Raw genomic sequence first — 19019 nt, 5'->3', positions numbered from 1 at the left:
CAAACTTTCATTCAAAATTTTGTTATAATGGAATGATGTAAGTTTGGGAGGATTCATATGGCAGCTTCAAGTACAAACAATCTGAAACTCGCTGAAAAAGGAGTTTGGGTTTCTATTATCGCTTATATTGTTTTATCCATTGGACAAATTGCTTTTGCAGCAATTGTGCATTCTAGTGCTCTTCAAGCTAATGGTTTTAACAATGTGACTGATATTATGGGAAATATTGCAATTTTGATTGGTCTTCGACTTGCTCGAATTCCAGCAGATAGTGATCATGTTTATGGTCACTGGAAAATTGAATCAATCGCTAGCTTAATTTCTAGTTTTATCATGTTTTTCGTTGGTTTTGAGGTTTTAAGAGAAACAGTTATGACACTTCTTTCTGGTAAAGAAGAAGCCATAGACCCACTGGGAGCTCTTGTTGGTTTATTCTCAGCTTTCGTCATGCTGGGCGTTTATCTTTATAATCGGGCATTGGCAAAAAAAACGAACTCACAAGCACTGTCAGCAGCAAGTAAGGACAATCTCTCTGATGCGGTGACTTCTATTGGAACAGTGGTTGCTATTTTAGCAAGTAGTGTAGGTTGGGAGTGGCTTGATACTGCGATGGCTATAGTTATTTGTGGTTTCATTTTAAAGACTGCCTATGATATTTTCCATGAATCTGTTTTTAGTCTCTCTGATGGTTTTGATGAAAATCTTGTCGAAGAATATCGCGAAGCGATTTGCTTGGTTCCAAAGGTAAAAGGGGTTAAGCTTGTCCGAGGGCGTTCTTATGGAAGTAATATTTTCCTTGATGTAGTGGTTGAAATGTCTCCTGATTTAAGTGTTTTCGAGAGTCATGAAGCGACCGAGTTCATTGAGAAAATGTTAATTGACAATTATGGTGTTTATGATGTCGATGTCCACGTTGAACCTGCTGCCTTACCTGAAGAGGAACATTACGCCAGTCGCTCACTTGAACTTTTGGCAAAAGAAGAACAGTTTTTAAATCTGGAAAATTTGGACAAATTAACTGACAGCACTTTTAAAGAAATTCTTGCTGATGGAAAAATCATCAGTGCTTCTGATAAATTGAAAGATTTTGCAAAAATTACTGACGAAAATTCTGTCAGTAAAAATAATGACTCTAAAAATTCATTGACAAGTCTGTCAGTAATTCCATTAGCAATAAATCACTATAGTAGTTCACAAGTCAGCAAGAAAACATTTATTTTAACTTATGATTACTGGAAAAATGAACAAAATTTTGTGGTTACAAGTATCTGGCGGCGCAATGACTATTGGCGCTGTATTTATAGACAGACAACTTTAAAAAGAGAGGAAAAGTGATTATGACCAATCTTCAGCAAAATCAGGAACAAATCATGACTTCTTTAACTGATTTATTTAATAAGATTGATGCCTATTACAAGCCACAAATGGAGGCTGAATTCTCAAATATTTCGTTATCAGAAATTGAAACGATTGAATTTATTGCTAAAACCCCTTATCCAAATGTGACCAAATTAGCTCATCATCTCTACATGACACGTGGTGCTGCCAGTAAAATCGCTAAAAAACTGCTCAAAAAAAATCTCGTTGAATCTTATCAAATTCCTCAAAATAAAAAGGAAATCTATTTTCGCTTAACAAAAGAGGGTCAAGAAATTAATGACCGTCACGAAAGTTTGCACCAAAAATTTTCAGAAAAGGATCAAGTTATCTTCGATGAATTAACTGATGAGTCTGTCAGCAATATTTTAGAATTTCTCAATAAATACAATAATCATCTTGATTCTGCTATTCGGAATAATATTGAAAAATAATTCTGTCAGTAAATTAATTTTTACTGACAGTTTTTTTTGTTTGTTTTTTGTTGACACGGAAACAATGTTATGATATACTATTTTTGTTTCCAGGGAAACTGTGTAGAAAAGTGAAATCACAAGTCTATAGATTTCACTTTAGCAGACGCAAGTCTGCGCAAAAAACTTCCTAAGAAATCATCATCAATTATTGTAATTGAGTTCGCCCTCCTTGAAGTGAATGAAATTAGACAAAATTGGGAACCTGCCTGTTGGGTAGAACCACCAATTTTTATAAATTTCATCACTTCAACACAGTCGGGCTCATATCTTATGGAGGTTTTACCTATGAAAATTAATAAACACGCCCTCATTTTTGGGCTTATCACCACTTTCCTGACAGGACTTGGTTTTACAATTATCTCACCAGTCGTTCCTTTTATGGTTGCACCCTTTGCTAATGCTCATGACCAAGCTCTCATTGTCACTAGTTTAATGGCAATCTATGCCCTCTGTACTTTCTTTGCAGCTCCTGCTCTCGGTTCTTTATCAGACCGCTTTGGTCGTAAACCTATCTTACTGATTTCTTTAGCTGGCTCTGCTCTCGGTTATCTTATCTTTGGCTTAGCTGGTAGTCTCTGGATGCTTTTTCTCGGACGAATCATTGATGGTTTAACTGGTGGAAATATCGTGATCCTTTTTGCTTACTTCGCTGATATTACTGATGAAGAAAATCGAACTAAAGTTTTTGGTTGGACAGCCGCCGCTGTTGGCGTTGGAACAATTTCTGGCCCAACAGTTGGAGGACTTCTAGCTCATTTTGGCAATTCAGTTCCCTTTTACTTCGGCGCCCTAATCTCAATCGCCAATCTTCTTTACGGTGCATTCGTAATGAACGAGAGCTTGCCTGAAACTCATCGCACACGTAATTTTTCCCTTAAACAACTCAATCCTTTCACTCAACTTTTTCAGCTCTTACGCATGAAAAATCTCAATCGTCTCCTCTTTGCCGGTATCTTACTTTGGCTACCAAATGGTGCACTCCAAGCAATTATTAGTCAATTTTCATTAGATTCTTTTGCTTGGACGCCTGTATTAATTGGTCTAGCCATATCCATCATGGGTTTAATGGATATCTTGACTCAAATCTTTATCATGCCAAGACTTCTAAAATTAGCTAATGAAGATAAACTCATCCGTTTGGCACTAGTCTGCGAAATAATTGCTTACCTTCTTTTCGCACTTTCTGCTTTTTCTAAAATGTGGCCCTTCTTCATTCTGGCAATGTTTATCTTTGCTTTTGGAGATAGTATTTTTGGAACTGCCTTTAACGGTAAACTTTCAAAATCAGCGACTTCTTCCGAACAAGGTAAACTTCAAGGTGGAAGTCAAGCACTTCAAGCACTTACTCGCGTGATGGGCCCTTTAATTGGCGGACAAATCTATATTAGCCTTGGTCATTTCGCTCCAGCACTCATGGGATTTATCTTTCTAATTATCGCTCTACTTGTGCTATCAAAAACAAAGTCAGACCAAGAATGAATAAAAAAATCACCTCAAAAAGGTGATTTTTATTTATTATAATTTTTCAGAAATTTCTTTGATTGATTTATCAACGTCAGCCTTTTGGCTATCAATCAAAGCAACACGTGCTGTGATTTGCTTGATTGCCATTTCGATTGAACGTTTCAAACCTTGATTTTCTAATTTTGGCTCAAAGAAAGCTTTATATTCTGCTAATTTATCAGCAGTTTTAAAAGTATTTCCTGGATAGATAACAAATTTATCATAACTCATATCTCCACCCAATTTTTCTTCAAGGAATGCCCAGTTTGCTTTTTCCCAAGCCCAAGCAGCATCTTGTGAGAAATCATTGCGCAAAAGGTAGAACCAAGAGAAAGCAATATCTTGTGGCTTAACAATATCAGCATTTTTGAAGCTTTCAAGCAATTCAGCAATGACTTTTTCATCCTTGATTAATGCGACAGCCCCTTCAAGCTCACGTTTAAATTCTTGCAAGCTAGTTTTAACATAAGTTTCACGATAAGTTTTAACCAATTCAGCAGAATTTGTCGTCTTAATTTCATTATTTAAAACAATTGGACGAATATCAGCCGGAATTCCTGCTAGATTTTCTTTATGTGCTGCAAAGATTTGACTGGCTTTTGCTTTGGCATCTGCATTCTCAGCATACAAAGTCTTACTCAAAACAATTCCACGAAGACTCTCATCACCAGCAGATTCACCAGCAACTTTATCCCAACCTAAGCGAGCATAGTTTCTAGCGAAAAGTTTTCCTACCAAACTTTGGAAAGCTTTTTCAGTTTCTGAATCTTCATCAACAAAAAGTTCTAATTCGCTAATGAGTTGACTCAAACCAGTATTGACAAGGTAAGATTCTTCATTGGTAAATGCTGGCAAGATATTTACGACATCAGCATAAGAAATTACACCTGCTTTAGCCAATAGTTTACGATCTTGCAAGATTTGGAATTTAGTGACATTCTCCAAAGTCTCAACTTCTGAGAGGAGGTCTGTCAACAATTGTCCTTTGTAATCAATAATGTAATGTGCCATATTTGCATCATTCAAAAAGAGGGCCTTACCATCATTTTTTGCTTTCAAAGCAGCAAAACCAGGAATTTCAACTTTTTCAGAAGAAAGTAAGTCTGGCAATCCTGACCAATTTGTATTCAAAGGAACATTCCACAAACGTCCTTTATCAGCACCCTCACCAACGAAGAATTGTTTTTGACTCAAGACTAAAGTATCATCAATGACTTCGGCAGTAACGACAGGGTAACCTGGTTGGTTAACCCATGAATGCATGAAAGCTGCCACATCTTTTCCAGAGACTTCAGCCAAGGCATCCCAAAGATTATCTCCGACTGTATTTCCATATTGGTGGCGTTTGAAGTAAAGAGCTAAACCAGCAGCAAAATCTTCATCTCCAAGCCATTTACGAAGCATAACCATCAAACGTGAACCTTTGGCATAGACGATTGCTGGGTCAAAGAGCGTTCCAATTTCATCTGGGTGAGTCACTTCAACGTGGACAGATTGAACTCCATCAGTTGCATCACGATTCAGTGCCATATTGGCTTCTGAGATTGAGAATGATTCCCAAACGTTCCAACTTGGTTCCAAAGCATCCATACAAACATATTCCATGTTGTTGGCAAATGATTCATTGAGCCACAAATCATCCCACCATTGCATTGTTACAAGGTCACCGAACCATTGATGTGCCAATTCGTGTGCAATAACGGTTGCTACATATTGTTTGCTTTGAATGGTTGCATTTTCAGGGTCAACAAGCATGCAGACTTCACGATAAGTGATACATCCCCAGTTTTCCATTGCTCCTGCTGAAAAGTCAGGCAAAGCAATGTGCCAACTGTGTGGGAGTGGATATGGCGTTTTATAGTAATCTTCATAAAATTCAATTGAACGAATAGCAATATCAAGCGGGAAATCAAGCGCAGCTTCACTATGAGCTTTCGTTGCAAAAGCACCTACTTCAACACCAGATTTTGTTTTTCCTTTTTTAAATTGAAGTTCACCGAATACAAAAGCCAAAAGATAAGAACTCATTTTGACAGTACGTTCAAAAACGTGAATCCCATTAATATTCAAGAGTTCTGGCATGTTTGAAACAATGATGTCGCCTTCTTCTTCATCAAATTTTACTGACAAATCGAAGGTTGCTTTTGCTTCTGGTTCATCAATAGAAGGAAAGGCTTGGCGAGCAAAATGGCTTTCAAATTGTGTACCAATGAGCATTTTCTTTTCGCCATTGACTTCATAATATGAAGGGTAAATTCCCATCATGTTGTCAGTCAATTCAGCTTCATATTCAAATGAAACAGTCACGCGCCCTGTTTCACCAATTTTAACAACGATTTCTTCATCTTCTTCATTTTCAATGAAGTTTGTATCGACACTAAAAGCACGAACTTTATTAAAGTGTAAACCTTTGGCATGAAAGGCAATAACACTATCTTTTGCTTCCCCAGTAATTGCCACTTGACCTTTTATTTTCTTGGTTTTACGGTCAATATCAAGGAAAATCTTATAATTTTCCGGAACAAAAGTTTCAATTAAACGTTTTACAGCCATGTTTTCTCCTAAATATTCAGTATTAATCTAATTATATCAAATTGAATAGAAAATTTCGAGTACAAAGAAAAATTACATCTATTCTTTTTACTACTAAAAAAGCTGCCTGTTGACAGCTTATAAATAGAAGACAAGCATCAATTGCAATTATCCCCTATTTTGTCATTTATAACTCTTTAGTAGCTGCTAGTGCTTTTTCATAATTTGGTTCATCAGAAAGCTCTGACAAAACTTCACTATAGACAATTTGACCATTTTTCACAACAAAGACGCTTCTGGCAAGACGTCCTTCAAGAGGACCACCATTTAAAATAAGACCATAAGCCTTTCCAAAAGTTCCATCATCAGCAAGAATTGTCATGTCGACACCTTCGGCTGCACACCAATTTTTTTGCTCATCTGCTGTATTATTTGAAATACTCAAAAAGTCAATTTCAGAATGTTTTGCTGCTTCAAGATTAAAATGTTTGGTTTGAAGTGAACAAACTCTAGTATTAATATCAGGAAAAACACTAATCAAAACAGGTTTTTCAAGTTTTGATAATTTAATTTTATTTCCTTTTAAATCTGTCAGTTCAAAATCAGGTGCATCACCACTTATTGTCAGATTTAGTGTTGCTATTTTTTCACCATGAGATGTGATATTCATTGTCATTAATGCTCCTTTGTTAATCTTTATGACTTCATTTTATCATAGAATCTCAACTCATCTGGCTCTCATTGCTCATATTTTACTGTTAAATATTGACTTTCTAAAGGACTTGGAAGTAAAAGTGAGTCATCTTCTGATTTCACAAATTGATAATTGATTTTTGAAATTATTACTGTATGTTTCATGCTAGGCTCCTCCTTTTGATAAATAAAAGTATATCAGTAAAAACTTTAGAAAAACTTAGCTCATTCTCAAGTATAACTTAATAAAAAAATTACTGACAGATTTTTTTAGCACCTATTATTCTGCTAAAATTTCTGTCAGTAAATTTATTTTAGAACTGTGAAGTTATGATTCACACTTGCTTCAATTATCGGATATTTTTTCAAATAATCAGCAATCAATTCGGTCATATCAACAGTAATTTCTCTAACAATCTTGTCCGCAGAAAACATTGGATAATTTCCACCCCCAACTGCGCGATATTGATTGACGACAATTTCTAAAATTTCGTCATCCTTTACCTGATGTCCCTTGAAATCCAAACGTACAATTCGCTGACCAATTTCTTTTAGCAAATCGATCGCATATTCAATTCCTTCATACATATCATAATTATAATATTCAGGTTTTGGTTCAATAAAGCGTGGACTAAAAACAATTTCGCCACTTTTGTCAAGTTCAAGATGTTCCGCTGTCCGCTCTAAGGCAGCCTTTAAATCTGCACCTGTCACTCTTAAAACAGCTAAAGTGTTGGGATAAATATAATTTGTCAGAATCGATCTCATCGTAATTTCTTTTGCAAAACCCTTCGCTTCATTATTAAAAAGTGCAGTCCCGGAAATATCGGTCCCTGTCGCTTCCATTTGTATTTTATTAATTAATTCAATATAAGGATGTTCAATCAGTCGAGCAGTCATTGGATCACGAATAATCATTTCTCCATGAACTTCTCCCATTGGCTGGTCTAACCAATCCTCTGCTTCTGTACTGACATCAGATATCAGCTGATTGACCTCCGATGAGACTTTGCAATTCTCCGTTTTATGAAGTCTAACGTTTGAAGCCACAACTTTTTTATGATTGTCTAATTCAAGTTCTATTTCGCCAACAAAAGCACCACGATAGCCTGGTTGAATAACTGGAACTCCAAAAAGATGGTCAGCAATTTCACGATGCTGGTGTCCAGTCACTAAGGCATCAATGTAATCTTTATACTCTTCAACTAACTGATAAGCCTCATTTTCTCCTGTCAAACTTTCTGTCGGAAGACCTGTCTGTAAATCTCGCTCAAAGCCTCCATGATATGCAACAATCAAAAGGTCAACTGATTGGCGCAAATCGGGCAGAATATCTCTTGCAGTTGTCAGAATAGATTGGAAAGTCAAATCTTTGATAATTGACGGTTTTTCCCAATGTGGAATATATTGTGTCAAAAAACCAACAATTCCAATTTTCACCCCCTGCGCTTCAATGATTTTATAAGCAGGGCCAAAAGCAGGTTGACCTTCATTATTCAATACATTCGCAGCCAAAATAGGATAATTTACCTGATTAACATAACTTTTTAAATAATCAATCCCATAATTAAACTCATGATTACCAAGCAATCCCACATCATAACCAAAGGAATTAGTGACATTGACCAAGTCTTTAATACCGCGACTTGATTTTTTAGCTAAATAATAAGCCAAGGGTGAACCTTGCAATAAATCACCATTTTCAATTTTTACAATAATTTCACCCTGCTCTTGAGCCACTGCTGTCAGTTCATCTATTTTAGATTTGGCTTTGGCCATTGAAAAAGGCAAATTCATTTCTCTTTCGGTGAAGTTTGTTGGGAGAACAAAACCATGTAAATCACTCGTTTCTAGAATTTTTATCTTCATATTATTTATCCCTTTGCTAATTTTTTCCGAATTCTTGATGAAATGAGTTCAACAAGGATAATTAAAACTAAAAGCCCCAACAAAATTGCACCAACGGCTGACCATTTATAACCAGACATTGCAAAACTCAATGGCGCACCAATTCCACCAGCACCAACTAATCCCAAAATAGCTGCATCACGCAGATTCATATCTAAACGGTAAAGTAAAATCGAATATAAATCTGGTAATAATTGGGGTAAAACTCCAAAACGAATTTTTTGAAATGTTGTTGCACCAGCTGCGTCCATAGCCTCAATAACACCCATATCCAAATCTTCAATAGCTTCAATAAATAGTTTTGCAATCATCCCAATGGACTCAAAACCAAGCGCCATTACCCCAGCTGAAGAACCTAAACCAACGACTGGAATAAATAAAAGGGCATAAACAAAAGAAGGAATTGTCCGAATCGCCATCAAGATAAAACGAATCAGATAAGCTAACCAATTCGGAACCAAATTAGTCGCTGCAAGAAAAGAGAGTGGAATGGCAACAATTGCACCAACCAAAGTCCCAAGCAAACCAATTGCAAAAGTTTGTAGCAAGAGATAGGGTAAGCCAGTTTCAGTTAGGTTAAACATCAAACTGGTATCTGGATGAAAAATCCCTGTGAAAATATTTTTGGCGATTAAAGCTCCATGTTCTGAAACGCCATGATAATGGACGACTGAAGTCGACCAAATCGAAACTGCTAATAAAACAATAAATATCAAAAGATAATAAAACCAGTTTTTAGGTCTATGATTATATTCTTCAATAATTTGTGAATTCATTTTTCCTCTCATTCCTAGGCAATTTTCTTACGAATTAATGCGCTGATTGAATCAATAATCATGACTGTAGCTAGAATAGAAATTAAAATCATACCAACAGAGGAAAAGTCGCGAAAATTCACTCGGTCATTTAAGATATTTCCTATCCCTCCAGCCCCAACATATCCTAAAATTGCAGCATAACGAACATTTCCCTCAAATGCATAAAGTGCAGTTGAAAGGTAAGTAGGTAAGACTTGTGGAAAAACAGCAATGAAAAAGGCTTTTAAAGGACTGACCCCTAAAGCTTCTGCTGCTTCAAAAGGTCCCATATCAACGGTTTCAATCACCTCAAACAATTGTTTTCCTATGAAAGAAAAGGTAAATACAAAAATTGCAACAACTCCAGCAAAAGTTCCTAGACCAAAAATATAGGTTGCAATTAAAGCCAAAACCAAAGTTGGTAAAGTTCTTGCTAGCATGAAAATCAAACGAATGATGCCATTAACAAAACGATTTTTAAGGATGTTATTTGCCGCTAATATCGCAAATGGAACTGACAAAATTGCTCCAAGTAAGGAAGCAAAAAAGCTCATCTTAATCGTATCTAGTAATGGAGGAAGAACTTTATGAAAGTAAGCCCAATTTGGGGGAATCATACTTGCTAATTTTTGAAAAAAGAGACCACTTCTGCTAAGCGCACTAAAATCAAAATTTGTAAGGATAACAGAAAAAGCAATCAGTAAGATGATAATTAACCAAGTCAACCAAGTTCGACTGACTTTCTCTTCAACAACTTCTCCTGTAATAAGTTTTATTTTTTTAGGCTTAAAAATTTTATCGTACATTTAGGCCTCTTTTCTATAAACTTCATCCAAAATTTCTTTGGTTACCTCTTGTGAAGGACCATCATAAACAATTTTCCCTTTTTTTACAGCAATAATCCGCGAAGCGTATTCTAAAGCAAGTTCAACATGGTGAATATTCAGTAAAATTGTTTTATTGAATTCTTCATTAATTCTTTTAAAATCATCCATTACTTCTTTAGCTGTGACTGGGTCAAGTGCTGAAACAGGTTCATCAGCGAGTAAAATTTCACTTTCTTGACTAAGAGCACGAGCGAGTGATACTCGTTGCTGTTGTCCACCTGAAAGTTGATCTGCTCGGATATAAGCTTTATCTAAAATTCCTACCTTATTTAGAGAATCTAAGGCAACAAGTTTATCTTCTTTTGAAAATAAACCAAAAATGACCTTAAATAAACTCATATCTGGTACACGAGCAAACATTACATTTTTCAAAACCGTCACTCTAGGAACTAAATTATAGGATTGAAAAATCATTCCCACATGTCTCCGAAATTTTCTTAACTCTTTTCCTTTAAGTTTTGACACTTCTGTATCATTCACAATTAACGAGCCTGAAGTAATATCATTTAAACCATTAACACAACGAATCAGAGTTGATTTTCCTGCTCCCGATGTTCCAATAATAGCTACGAATTCTCCTTGATTGATTTGTAAATTAACATCCGTCAAACCTTTTGTGCCATTTGGATAAATTTTTGACACATTTTCAAATTTTATCATTACTTCTCCATCCTTCTTCACTAATGAAGGCTTTTTAATTAATATTAGTCAATTTCCATAAAAAGAGTCTGGAACTCATTGAGTAACCCAGACCCTTATTAAATGATTTATTTGTTCATTAGTTGGCTTTACTCATTGAATTTGCCACTTTAATGGCTGTTTTATAGTCAGCTTTTGTTGAATCAACATAGCCATCATGTGAATAAATGGCAATGACTTTCTTTCCTTCATCAGTTTTAGCCATATCTTTAATTGCTGCTGAGAGTGCTTTTTTGAAGTCAGCCGTCATGATTTTTGATTTTTCTGAAACCATGATTCCATCATTGGCAATGGCAGGTGTCACACCGATCACATTTGTATCATCCCAAATACTTTCTTTTGCACCGAAAGTTGTGGTCCACTTAGCAGCGTCATCCATTCGAGCATCAGCATATTCTGGCATTACATCAATTTGACCTGAAGCAAGTTGAGCCATTGCTGAATCATAAGAATCCATGGTAACTGTATTTTTTAAATCACGAATTGAATGTTTAAAGTTCTCAGTTAACCATTGCGAAGGATACATATAGCCTGCCGCAGATGAGGTTGATTCAAGTCCCCATTTTGCTTCGTTTAAATCTTTCCATGTCAAAGTTCCGTCGTTGGCTTCTTTAGCTAACTTTTTGCCCATTGGAGAATTACCAGCAATGATTAACGAACGGTAAGAAGTCACTTCTTTATCGGTTTTAGTTGTTGGTTTATGTTCATTCCAATATTTTGCAGAATCTGAGGCATCATTTGAAAGTCCTTTACGTGTTGCCATCAAGAGTGGAGTTGAACCATCTTGATACATGGCATAAGTTGTCGCTGACATTCCATAACCGACGTCAACTGAACCAGCATCGAGTCCTTCACCAACCGCTTGATAATTCGTACCAACACTAGTATCAATATTTTTTACTGTATAGCCTTGTTTTTTTAATTCAGATTTCAAAATATTTGCGATTGGTTTAGTCGCTGTGGTAATATCATCCGGATTTTTGGATGGAATAAATGAAATCTTTAAATTTGAAATGGTTTTGCTATCAGATTTTGATGCAGAGCTACTATTTCCACAAGCTGCAAGTAATGATACTGCAATTAGTGCGCTTGCTGTAAGTCCAATGACTTTCTTCGATGTATTTTTCATTATAAAAATGAATCTCCTTAAGATTTTTATCAATCGGTTGATGAATCGGTATGCTTCACAAAATAATTCTAACCCATTTTAATTTATCTGACAATGACCTTTTTGTAAATATTCTGTTAACAGTTTCCATTGTACGTAAATACCGAACTTTATTTTATAAAATTACATTATTTTGTTTTTTTATAGATTCATTTTTTATAAAATACAAAAAAACAGCTTACATTGTTTGTATATACCAAATTTTAGCTTGATGATGTATTGTTTGATAAGGCTGTCAAACTTTCTGCTATAATAAAGTTATGAAAAATTTAACTTTTACGGTCAGCATGTCTGACCTTGGTTTAGAAATTCGTCTTCCATCAACTGCCTTTTTACGTATTTTTGATCAGAATAATGCACATTTTGATTTGCAAAATGATGAGCTTTTCTTTTTACTAAAAAAAGGGCAGATTAAAATGATTGCCAATGATTTAGAATTAATTCCTAAGTTAGAATTTGATAAAGTCGTGATTTTAAATATGGCTGCCTATGATTTAGAGCTGGAATATCTAACGCAATATTTAGTTAATTTGGCTGAGGAAGCTGGCATTATTTTACGTGATAAAGCCGAGCCAATTAAAATTCCAAGCAATATCGAAAAAGCTTGTGCCACTTCTGCTGACGAGTTTTTGACTGCTCTAACTGCTTTTGGCATTAAATTAGAAAAGAAAAAAGCTTTTTCTCCTAAAGCACAACATCGCTGGAAAAAAGGACTTTCTGAAGTTGAATTTTTTGTTAATCGTTCCGACAGTAAAGCGACCATTATTTGGGAAAAATCCAATCAACTCGTGATAAAAGCCGGAGCAAAAATTGCCGAAAGCGGTGGAATGAAATCTGATGGTACACCAGGTTTAGCCTATCGTTTTACACAGACTTTAAGAGAAGAACAAAAAGCCAATTGGGATGCTAAAACATTCACAACTACTGAGGATATTGTCTTAAAATCAGTCAATGAAGTGGGACATTTCCTTTACTTCGCTGGAACAAATAGCTGGTTACAATTGGTCGATAAAGAAGGACGGACAATTCATGAATTATCTGTGGTCTAGTAATTTTTATTAAAAGACGCCAATAGGACTCCCAATCTGTGAAGTTCCCCTTGCTAATCTTTTTTTGTCGAGTTATAATATAGTAAAAGGAGGCGATTACATGACTACTGCTTTTCTTCTTCTTGGCAATGACAAATCGCTAGAAACACCCGCGGGATTACCAATTGGAAAAATGTTTGCTTACAAAGAAACGGAAAAACTTTGGTTAAAAAAAGCTCAAGAGATAGTTGGCAATGACATTCAACTTCAAAAAATATATTTGTCCGAATTACTGACGAAGAAAAATGGAATAATTGACTATATCTTTTGTTATCCAGAGCTCAAACTTCATCTGAAAGAGCTTAAAGAAATTTTTCCACAGACAAAAATATTAATGATTAATCAACTCTAAATAAAAAGTTACTGACAGAACTGTCAGTAACTTTTTATTTATTTCATGAGTTCATAATAAAGTTGACCCATATTGCCTTTAAAATCAAGGACTTCGTCAGCAATTTTTACTTCAACAACTTCAATTTCATCAGCAATGGCATTATAATCACTTTGTTGAAGGGCTAGAAAATCGTTGACTCCGTCAAATTCTTCAGTAAAGGTCATGCCATTTTGAAGTTTTCCAATTAATTTCATCATTAAACTTCTCCTTCTTCTATGTCTTCAAAAACGAGACTAGGTTTTGCATTTAAATCTAATCCTGCTTGAACATTTTCTAAAGCTTTTTTCCATTCGATATATGCTGCTGCTGCAATCATTCCAGCATTGTCACCACAGAGTCTTAAAGGAGGAATAATTAACTTTTCGTCAGTAATTTCTGCTGACAAACGTTCGCGTAAGCCTTGATTTGCTGATACTCCACCGCCAATTATTAGCGTTTTTACTGGATATTTTTCCATGGCTAATTTGGTTTTGGCCATAAGGACATCGACGACCGCAGCTTGAAAAGAAGCAGCTAAATTTTCTAAATCATCAGCAATCACGTCATTTCCTTTTTGATTTTCGTTATGAACGAGATTAATAAAGGCTGATTTTAAGCCTGAGAAGCTAAATTCTACTTCATGTGTGTTCATCATTGCTCGTGGGAAATTGTAAGTATCAGCTCCTTTGTGTGCTAATTCATCAATGACTTTTCCACTCGGATAAGTCAGGCCCATCACTCGACCAACTTTATCATAAGCTTCACCGGCAGCATCGTCACGAGTTTCACCAACTTTTTTATAGCTTCCTTCTTTTTCTACGTAAACAAGTTCAGAATGTCCACCTGAAACCAAAAGGGCCATAGCTGGATATTCAATGGTATCCACTAAACTTGCAGCCATCAAATGACCGGCCATGTGATTAACTGGAATCAAAGGAAGATGATTTGCCCATGCAAAAGTTTTTGCTGCCATGATTCCAACTAACAAGGCACCATTTAAGCCTGGACCTTCGGTCACCGCAACGGCCGTCAGTTGGTCAGCCGAAATTTCTGCTTCTTCAAGGGCTGCTTCAATACAAACAGTAATTTGTTCGACGTGATGACGGCTGGCAATTTCTGGCACCACTCCACCAAAGCGTTTATGACTATTGATTTGACTGGCAATGATATTACATAATAATTCATTTCCATTCTTTAAAATTGCCACTGAAGTTTCATCACATGAAGTTTCAAAGGCTAATATATAATTATCTTTCATTTTTAAAATTGCTCTTTTCTCATTAACAAAGCATCTTCAAGAGGTTTGTCATAATAATTTTTTCTTGTATGATAAATCTTAAAACCAAATTTTTCATAACATTTTTGAGCGGCAAGATTGGACTTCCGAACTTCCAAAAATAAAGTCCCACTAAATGTTGACACTTCTGTCAGTAAAAAACTCGCTAGTCCTTGCCCCTGAAAATCAGGATGAATAGCGATATTTGTAATTTCTAATTCATCCATTATTGTTGAAATTGCTAAAAGACCAACAATTTGCCCCTCTTCTTCTAGGAAGAAATAATCGGAATTTTCATTGATTATATCAGCTAAAATGTAAGCTCGTGTCCACGGTGATTCTTCATAAGCAAGTGACAAAAGTTCATAAATCTGAGCTGATAGGTTTTCTATGGTTGGAAAATTTTTTTTATCTTCTAATTTTTCTTCAAAGTAAGAGAGATGTTTTAGTTTCATTTTTTCAATTTCTTAATCATCCAAATGGCATCAGCACCATCTTCATAGTACTCTGGCAATAATTTGTCAGTGACAAAACCTTGCCTACGATAAAGTCCTTGTGCCTTAGTATTGTCACGACGGACTTCCAAAGTCATCTCATTTTTTCCGAGTGCACTCATCAATACAATCAGTTGTTCAATCAAAGTTGAAGCAATTTGTTGTCCTTGAAAGGCTTTAAATACTGCGAGATTAGTGATATGTGCATCTTGCCCATGGTGATTGATTCTAGTTCCAATAAAACCAATGACACTGCCAGAAATTTCGGCCACAATGAAAAAGGCTTCATCATTTTTGACAATTTCATGTTCAAAATGAGAGAAGGTCCATGGAATATCTCCATTGTAAACATCTCGTTCAATTGCAAGCAAAGCAACAATATCAACTCTGTCTGCCAATCGATAGTGGACGCCTTCTCGATCATGTTCAAGTTCAATGTCAGCCATTTCTAAATAACGACGAGGATTAAATTTTTTTCCACTAAACCCTTTGAACGTAGTCGTCAGGAGTGTTTTCAGCTTTTTCATGACTTTCCAACCATTTCTCTTCGGCCTCAACTTTTTTGAGGTAATTTGGCACAAAAGCGTGCACATTTTCAGGAGTTAATTTTTCGGCAATCTTAGCAATTTCATAGGCTGACGGGAGCTTTTCTAAACTGTCAGAAATGATTTGTTCTTCAGAGAAACCAGCATTTTGAATTGCTTCAACGAAATTATCAGTTTCTCCTGTGAAAATAACTTGTTCAAATGAAGAAACTTTTTCTGATAAATCAGCCAAAAATTCACTAAAATTGCAATGTTGATCCGCAATTATTTGCTGCCCATTTTTATAAAGAGCTGCATAGGCATTTCCACGTCTTGCATCAATTATCGGAAGCACGTAAGCATTTTTGTCTTGAACACGATTAGCAATTGCCAATAAACTTGATAGACCAACAAGCTCTTTATTTAAGCTAAAAGCCAATGTTTTTCCAACTGTCGCAGAAAGTCGCAAACCTGTATAAGAACCTGGTCCTTGTGCTACTGCAATCCGGTCAAGTTCTTTGGCTTCAAGACCAACTTGAGCCATCAAAAAATCAATGCTTGTCATCAAAGTTGTACTGTGATTTTTTTTCAAATTTAATGTTACTTCACCAAGTAATATTCCGTCAGCAACCACAGCTACTGACAAAGCCTTTGATGAGCTATCAAATGCTAATATCTTCATTTTTTACCTATAATATTTCTGAAAGTATGTTATTTTTTAATTACTGATAGACTTTTACTGACAGCCACTTATCCAATGCGACCTATCTACAAATAATTTTTATCTTCTCTGTCATCAGTTCTACTTCCTTATATTTTACCACGCTTGCCTTGCAAGTTCCACCATTATTTTTTAGGAAGCGCTTCATTTATAAAATTAATGAACTCAACTTTCCATTTCCTTGCAAATATGCTAAAATGATAATAATTGCAAAGAACAGCAAACACGAACTATTAAGAAAGGAACGAGCTTTTGCTCGTGATTTATAGAATGATTTTTAAAGTTTTCTACCAAAAAGATAATACCCGCTCACCACGTCGTGAGACTACTGAGGCTCTTTACCTCGACCTTGATGTTGCTACTAAAGAAGAAGGAGTTATCCTTGCACGCGAACTTCTTGCTAAAAATACTGCCTACCATGTAGAGTTTATTGACTCACTTTCTGATGAATCTGTCGAATATGAAAAAGAAACTGGCGTATTTGAAATCACAAGCTTCTAAGACTGACTGGAGTATAAAGGAGAGCACTTTAGATTTTTGTCAAAAATGACAGCAATCTAAAGTGATTTTCTTGTACCTTTAAAATTCTGTCAGTAAATATTACATTAAAAAACCGAACTGACCAACTTGTCAGTCAAAAAATAAAATAAAAAATCCAAAGAATAGGAGAAACATGCCAAAGCAACTTAAAATAAAAGCTGATGAAGTCGCAGTTTACGCCATTGGCGGACTGGGCGAAATCGGTAAAAATACTTACGGCGTTGAGTATAAAGATGAAATTATCATTATTGACGCCGGAATTAAATTCCCAGAAGATGATTTATTAGGTGTTGACTACGTCATCCCTGATTATACTTACATCGTTGAAAATATTGATCGTATCAAAGGTCTCTTCATCACTCACGGACACGAAGACCACATCGGAGGAATTCCATTCCTCTTGAAACAGGCCAATATTCCAATTTATGCTGGACCATTGTCACTTGCGCTCATTCGTGGAAAACTCGAAGAACATGGGCTTTTACGTGATGCTAAACTTTATGAAATTCATGCAGATTCAGTCATTAAATTTAATCATTTAAGTCTTGACTTCTTCCGCACGACTCACTCAATTCCAGAACCTTTAGGGATTGTTGTGAATACTCCTCAAGGTAAAATTGTGGCTACTGGTGACTTCAAGTTTGACTTCACACCAGTGGGTGAACCTGCTGACCTTCACCGAATGGCTGAACTTGGAAGCGAAGGCGTTTTACTCCTTCTTTCTGACTCAACCAATGCTGAAATTCCAACTTTTTCACATTCTGAAAAAGTCGTTGGTGCAAGCATCATGAAAATTTTTGAACGTATTGAAGGTCGAATTATTTTCGCTTCATTTGCCTCAAATATTTTCCGTTTGCAACAAGCCGTTGACGGAGCAGTTAAGACTGGACGCAAAATTGTCGTTTTCGGTCGTTCAATGGAAAAAGCAATCGTGAATGGTTTGGAACTCGGTTATATCAAAGCTCCTAAAGGAACCTTCATTGAACCAAATGAAGTTAATCAATACGCTTCACATGAACTTTTGATTATGTGTACAGGTTCGCAAGGTGAGCCAATGGCTGCACTTTCAAGAATTGCCAACGGAATGCACCGTCATATTACCTTACAAATGGGCGATACGGTTGTCTTCTCATCAAATGCTATTCCTGGGAATACCCACGGTGTTAACCAATTGATTAACAAAATTGCTGAAGCTGGCGTTGAAGTTATTTATGGTAAAATGAACAACATTCACACCTCTGGTCATGGTGGGCAACAAGAGCAAAAACTCATGTTACGTCTCATCAAACCGAAATACTTTATGCCTGTTCACGGTGAATATCGAATGCTCAAAATTCACGCGGGACTTGCTCAAGATACTGGTGTCCCTAAAGAAAATTGTTTCATTCAAGAAAATGGTGACGTCCTTGCATTAACTGCTGACAGCGCAAGATATGCCGACCATTTTCCAGCCTCTGACACTTACGTTGATGGTTCAGGAATTGGTGATGTCGGAAATGCTGTTCTTCACGACCGTCATGAACTTTCAGAAGACGGAATTGTCCTTGCGGTTGCAACCGTTGACTTTGAAAAGAAAACCGTTCTTGCTGGTCCTGACATGCTTTCGCGTGGATTTATCTATATGCGTGAGTCTGGTGATTTGATTCGTAGTGGTCAACGTGTCCTTTTCAATGCCATTCGTGAAGCGATGCATGAAGAAAACGCAAATGAAGCTTCTGTGGCTCGTGCGATGCGTGAAGCACTCTCACCATTCCTTTATAAACAAACTGAACGTTCACCACTTGTTGTTCCAATGATTATGACACCTGATAAATAATATTTATTAATAAAAAAAAGCTGAATATATAATGATTCAGCTTTTTTTATTGTCCTAAAGCAAGACCTTAGAAATAAAAATATCTAAATAAAGCTCATTCCAACAATAGATTATACCCAAGTAGAAATATATTCTAAGATTATAGTA

19 protein-coding genes are annotated in these 19019 nt (G+C 35.9%); 7 read left to right on the top strand and 12 right to left on the bottom strand.

From position 1 onward, the window contains the following. The first annotated feature begins 57 nt into the window (after window positions 1-57). The 3 genes from ACRYLU_RS01545 to ACRYLU_RS01535 all read left to right on the top strand — a co-directional run bounded on the left by ACRYLU_RS01545 (window position 58) and on the right by ACRYLU_RS01535 (window position 3332). Complete coding sequence (locus tag ACRYLU_RS01545) at window positions 58-1335, top strand: cation diffusion facilitator family transporter (RefSeq protein ID WP_038599032.1); 1278 nt, start codon at window positions 58-60, stop codon at window positions 1333-1335. Window positions 1336-1337: 2 nt separating this feature from the next. Next, window positions 1338-1811, top strand: a complete 474-nt coding sequence (locus tag ACRYLU_RS01540) for a MarR family transcriptional regulator (protein WP_003131690.1) — start codon at window positions 1338-1340, stop codon at window positions 1809-1811. A gap of 327 nt (window positions 1812-2138) precedes the next feature. Further along, window positions 2139-3332 carry an MFS transporter gene (locus tag ACRYLU_RS01535; protein WP_098393149.1) on the top strand — a complete coding sequence of 398 codons (1194 nt, stop codon included), beginning with the start codon at window positions 2139-2141 and terminating at the stop codon, window positions 3330-3332. 36 nt (window positions 3333-3368) lie between these two features. On the opposite strand, the gene ACRYLU_RS01530 is transcribed toward ACRYLU_RS01535, so the two are convergent. From ACRYLU_RS01530 to ACRYLU_RS01500, 7 genes are all read right to left on the bottom strand, one after another. Further along, window positions 3369-5909 (bottom strand): M1 family metallopeptidase, encoded by a 2541-nt coding sequence (locus ACRYLU_RS01530; RefSeq protein WP_038599020.1) that lies wholly within the window; start codon window positions 5907-5909, stop codon window positions 3369-3371. A gap of 166 nt (window positions 5910-6075) precedes the next feature. Next, a complete protein-coding gene (locus ACRYLU_RS01525; RefSeq protein WP_445081105.1) occupies window positions 6076-6564 on the bottom strand; it encodes a thiol peroxidase in 489 nt (162 codons plus the stop codon). Between the two features lie 326 nt (window positions 6565-6890). After that, window positions 6891-8450: a bifunctional metallophosphatase/5'-nucleotidase gene (locus tag ACRYLU_RS01520; protein ID WP_445081104.1), complete on the bottom strand. Its 1560-nt coding sequence runs from the start codon at window positions 8448-8450 to the stop codon at window positions 6891-6893. A gap of 5 nt (window positions 8451-8455) precedes the next feature. After that, on the bottom strand, window positions 8456-9265 hold the full coding sequence (gene phnE / locus ACRYLU_RS01515) for a phosphonate ABC transporter, permease protein PhnE (RefSeq protein WP_038602665.1): 810 nt from the start codon (window positions 9263-9265) through the stop codon (window positions 8456-8458). 14 nt (window positions 9266-9279) lie between these two features. After that, a complete protein-coding gene (gene phnE / locus ACRYLU_RS01510; RefSeq protein ID WP_012897159.1) occupies window positions 9280-10092 on the bottom strand; it encodes a phosphonate ABC transporter, permease protein PhnE in 813 nt (270 codons plus the stop codon). After that, on the bottom strand, window positions 10093-10833 hold the full coding sequence (phnC, locus tag ACRYLU_RS01505; RefSeq protein WP_010905272.1) for a phosphonate ABC transporter ATP-binding protein: 741 nt from the start codon (window positions 10831-10833) through the stop codon (window positions 10093-10095). Between the two features lie 118 nt (window positions 10834-10951). Continuing rightward, entirely contained in the window at window positions 10952-12001 is a 1050-nt protein-coding gene (locus ACRYLU_RS01500; protein WP_270219998.1) for a phosphate/phosphite/phosphonate ABC transporter substrate-binding protein, read from the bottom strand. Between the two features lie 299 nt (window positions 12002-12300). On the opposite strand from ACRYLU_RS01500, the gene ACRYLU_RS01495 reads away from it, so the two are divergent. Together ACRYLU_RS01495 and ACRYLU_RS01490 are read left to right on the top strand one after the other, a co-directional pair. Further along, the gene (locus tag ACRYLU_RS01495; RefSeq protein WP_445081103.1) at window positions 12301-13089 is read left to right on the top strand and encodes a hypothetical protein; all 789 of its coding nucleotides are present in this window, start codon (window positions 12301-12303) and stop codon (window positions 13087-13089) included. A 100-nt stretch (window positions 13090-13189) separates the two neighbouring features. Beyond that, entirely contained in the window at window positions 13190-13480 is a 291-nt protein-coding gene (locus ACRYLU_RS01490; RefSeq protein WP_179884582.1) for a hypothetical protein, read from the top strand. Between the two features lie 38 nt (window positions 13481-13518). Here ACRYLU_RS01490 and ACRYLU_RS01485 read toward each other — a convergent pair whose 3' ends face one another. Genes ACRYLU_RS01485 through tsaB form a run of 5 tightly spaced genes read right to left on the bottom strand, consistent with a single transcriptional unit; the run spans window position 13519 to window position 16477 of the window. Beyond that, a complete protein-coding gene (locus tag ACRYLU_RS01485) occupies window positions 13519-13719 on the bottom strand; it encodes a DUF4649 family protein (protein WP_003131704.1) in 201 nt (66 codons plus the stop codon). Next, complete coding sequence (gene tsaD, locus ACRYLU_RS01480; RefSeq protein ID WP_038598994.1) at window positions 13719-14759, bottom strand: tRNA (adenosine(37)-N6)-threonylcarbamoyltransferase complex transferase subunit TsaD; 1041 nt, start codon at window positions 14757-14759, stop codon at window positions 13719-13721. Before tsaD ends, ACRYLU_RS01485 begins: the two co-directional genes overlap by 1 nt. Before the next feature lie 2 nt (window positions 14760-14761). Continuing rightward, window positions 14762-15232 carry a ribosomal protein S18-alanine N-acetyltransferase gene (rimI, locus tag ACRYLU_RS01475; RefSeq protein ID WP_029344793.1) on the bottom strand — a complete coding sequence of 157 codons (471 nt, stop codon included), beginning with the start codon at window positions 15230-15232 and terminating at the stop codon, window positions 14762-14764. Next, window positions 15229-15798, bottom strand: a complete 570-nt coding sequence (gene rimI / locus ACRYLU_RS01470; protein ID WP_010905268.1) for a ribosomal protein S18-alanine N-acetyltransferase — start codon at window positions 15796-15798, stop codon at window positions 15229-15231. Before rimI (ACRYLU_RS01470) ends, rimI (ACRYLU_RS01475) begins: the two co-directional genes overlap by 4 nt. Then, complete coding sequence (gene tsaB / locus ACRYLU_RS01465) at window positions 15752-16477, bottom strand: tRNA (adenosine(37)-N6)-threonylcarbamoyltransferase complex dimerization subunit type 1 TsaB (RefSeq protein ID WP_058204957.1); 726 nt, start codon at window positions 16475-16477, stop codon at window positions 15752-15754. The genes rimI (ACRYLU_RS01470) and tsaB overlap by 47 nt, the downstream gene beginning before the upstream one ends. Before the next feature lie 309 nt (window positions 16478-16786). On the opposite strand from tsaB, the gene ACRYLU_RS01460 reads away from it, so the two are divergent. Both ACRYLU_RS01460 and rnjA read left to right on the top strand, forming a co-directional pair. Then, a complete protein-coding gene (locus ACRYLU_RS01460) occupies window positions 16787-17017 on the top strand; it encodes an RNA polymerase epsilon subunit (RefSeq protein ID WP_003131711.1) in 231 nt (76 codons plus the stop codon). A 172-nt stretch (window positions 17018-17189) separates the two neighbouring features. After that, the gene (rnjA, locus tag ACRYLU_RS01455) at window positions 17190-18872 is read left to right on the top strand and encodes a ribonuclease J1 (RefSeq protein ID WP_038598985.1); all 1683 of its coding nucleotides are present in this window, start codon (window positions 17190-17192) and stop codon (window positions 18870-18872) included. Window positions 18873-19019 lie beyond the last annotated feature (147 nt).

This window comes from Lactococcus sp. KTH0-1S, from assembly GCF_052544945.1.
Note: the sequence above shows the minus strand (reverse complement) of the source record. Positions and strands in the feature narration are given on the sequence as shown.

Excerpts from the sequence above, each read along its gene's own strand:
- phnC (WP_010905272.1), bottom strand. The coding sequence starts at position 10,833 with ATGATAAAATTTGAAAATGTGTCAAAAATTTATCCAAATGGCACAAAA.
- rimI (WP_010905268.1), bottom strand. The coding sequence starts at position 15,798 with ATGAAAAAGCTGAAAACACTCCTGACGACTACGTTCAAAGGGTTTAGT.
- tsaD (WP_038598994.1), bottom strand. The coding sequence starts at position 14,759 with ATGAAAGATAATTATATATTAGCCTTTGAAACTTCATGTGATGAAACT.
- phnE (WP_012897159.1), bottom strand. The coding sequence starts at position 10,092 with ATGTACGATAAAATTTTTAAGCCTAAAAAAATAAAACTTATTACAGGA.
- tsaB (WP_058204957.1), bottom strand. The coding sequence starts at position 16,477 with ATGAAGATATTAGCATTTGATAGCTCATCAAAGGCTTTGTCAGTAGCT.
- ACRYLU_RS01535 (WP_098393149.1), top strand. The coding sequence starts at position 2,139 with ATGAAAATTAATAAACACGCCCTCATTTTTGGGCTTATCACCACTTTC.
- ACRYLU_RS01495 (WP_445081103.1), top strand. The coding sequence starts at position 12,301 with ATGAAAAATTTAACTTTTACGGTCAGCATGTCTGACCTTGGTTTAGAA.
- ACRYLU_RS01500 (WP_270219998.1), bottom strand. The coding sequence starts at position 12,001 with ATGAAAAATACATCGAAGAAAGTCATTGGACTTACAGCAAGCGCACTA.
- ACRYLU_RS01460 (WP_003131711.1), top strand. The coding sequence starts at position 16,787 with ATGATTTTTAAAGTTTTCTACCAAAAAGATAATACCCGCTCACCACGT.
- ACRYLU_RS01540 (WP_003131690.1), top strand. The coding sequence starts at position 1,338 with ATGACCAATCTTCAGCAAAATCAGGAACAAATCATGACTTCTTTAACT.
- ACRYLU_RS01525 (WP_445081105.1), bottom strand. The coding sequence starts at position 6,564 with ATGACAATGAATATCACATCTCATGGTGAAAAAATAGCAACACTAAAT.
- ACRYLU_RS01490 (WP_179884582.1), top strand. The coding sequence starts at position 13,190 with ATGACTACTGCTTTTCTTCTTCTTGGCAATGACAAATCGCTAGAAACA.
- ACRYLU_RS01520 (WP_445081104.1), bottom strand. The coding sequence starts at position 8,450 with ATGAAGATAAAAATTCTAGAAACGAGTGATTTACATGGTTTTGTTCTC.
- rimI (WP_029344793.1), bottom strand. The coding sequence starts at position 15,232 with ATGAAACTAAAACATCTCTCTTACTTTGAAGAAAAATTAGAAGATAAA.
- ACRYLU_RS01545 (WP_038599032.1), top strand. The coding sequence starts at position 58 with ATGGCAGCTTCAAGTACAAACAATCTGAAACTCGCTGAAAAAGGAGTT.
- ACRYLU_RS01485 (WP_003131704.1), bottom strand. The coding sequence starts at position 13,719 with ATGATGAAATTAATTGGAAAACTTCAAAATGGCATGACCTTTACTGAA.
- phnE (WP_038602665.1), bottom strand. The coding sequence starts at position 9,265 with ATGAATTCACAAATTATTGAAGAATATAATCATAGACCTAAAAACTGG.
- rnjA (WP_038598985.1), top strand. The coding sequence starts at position 17,190 with ATGCCAAAGCAACTTAAAATAAAAGCTGATGAAGTCGCAGTTTACGCC.
- ACRYLU_RS01530 (WP_038599020.1), bottom strand. The coding sequence starts at position 5,909 with ATGGCTGTAAAACGTTTAATTGAAACTTTTGTTCCGGAAAATTATAAG.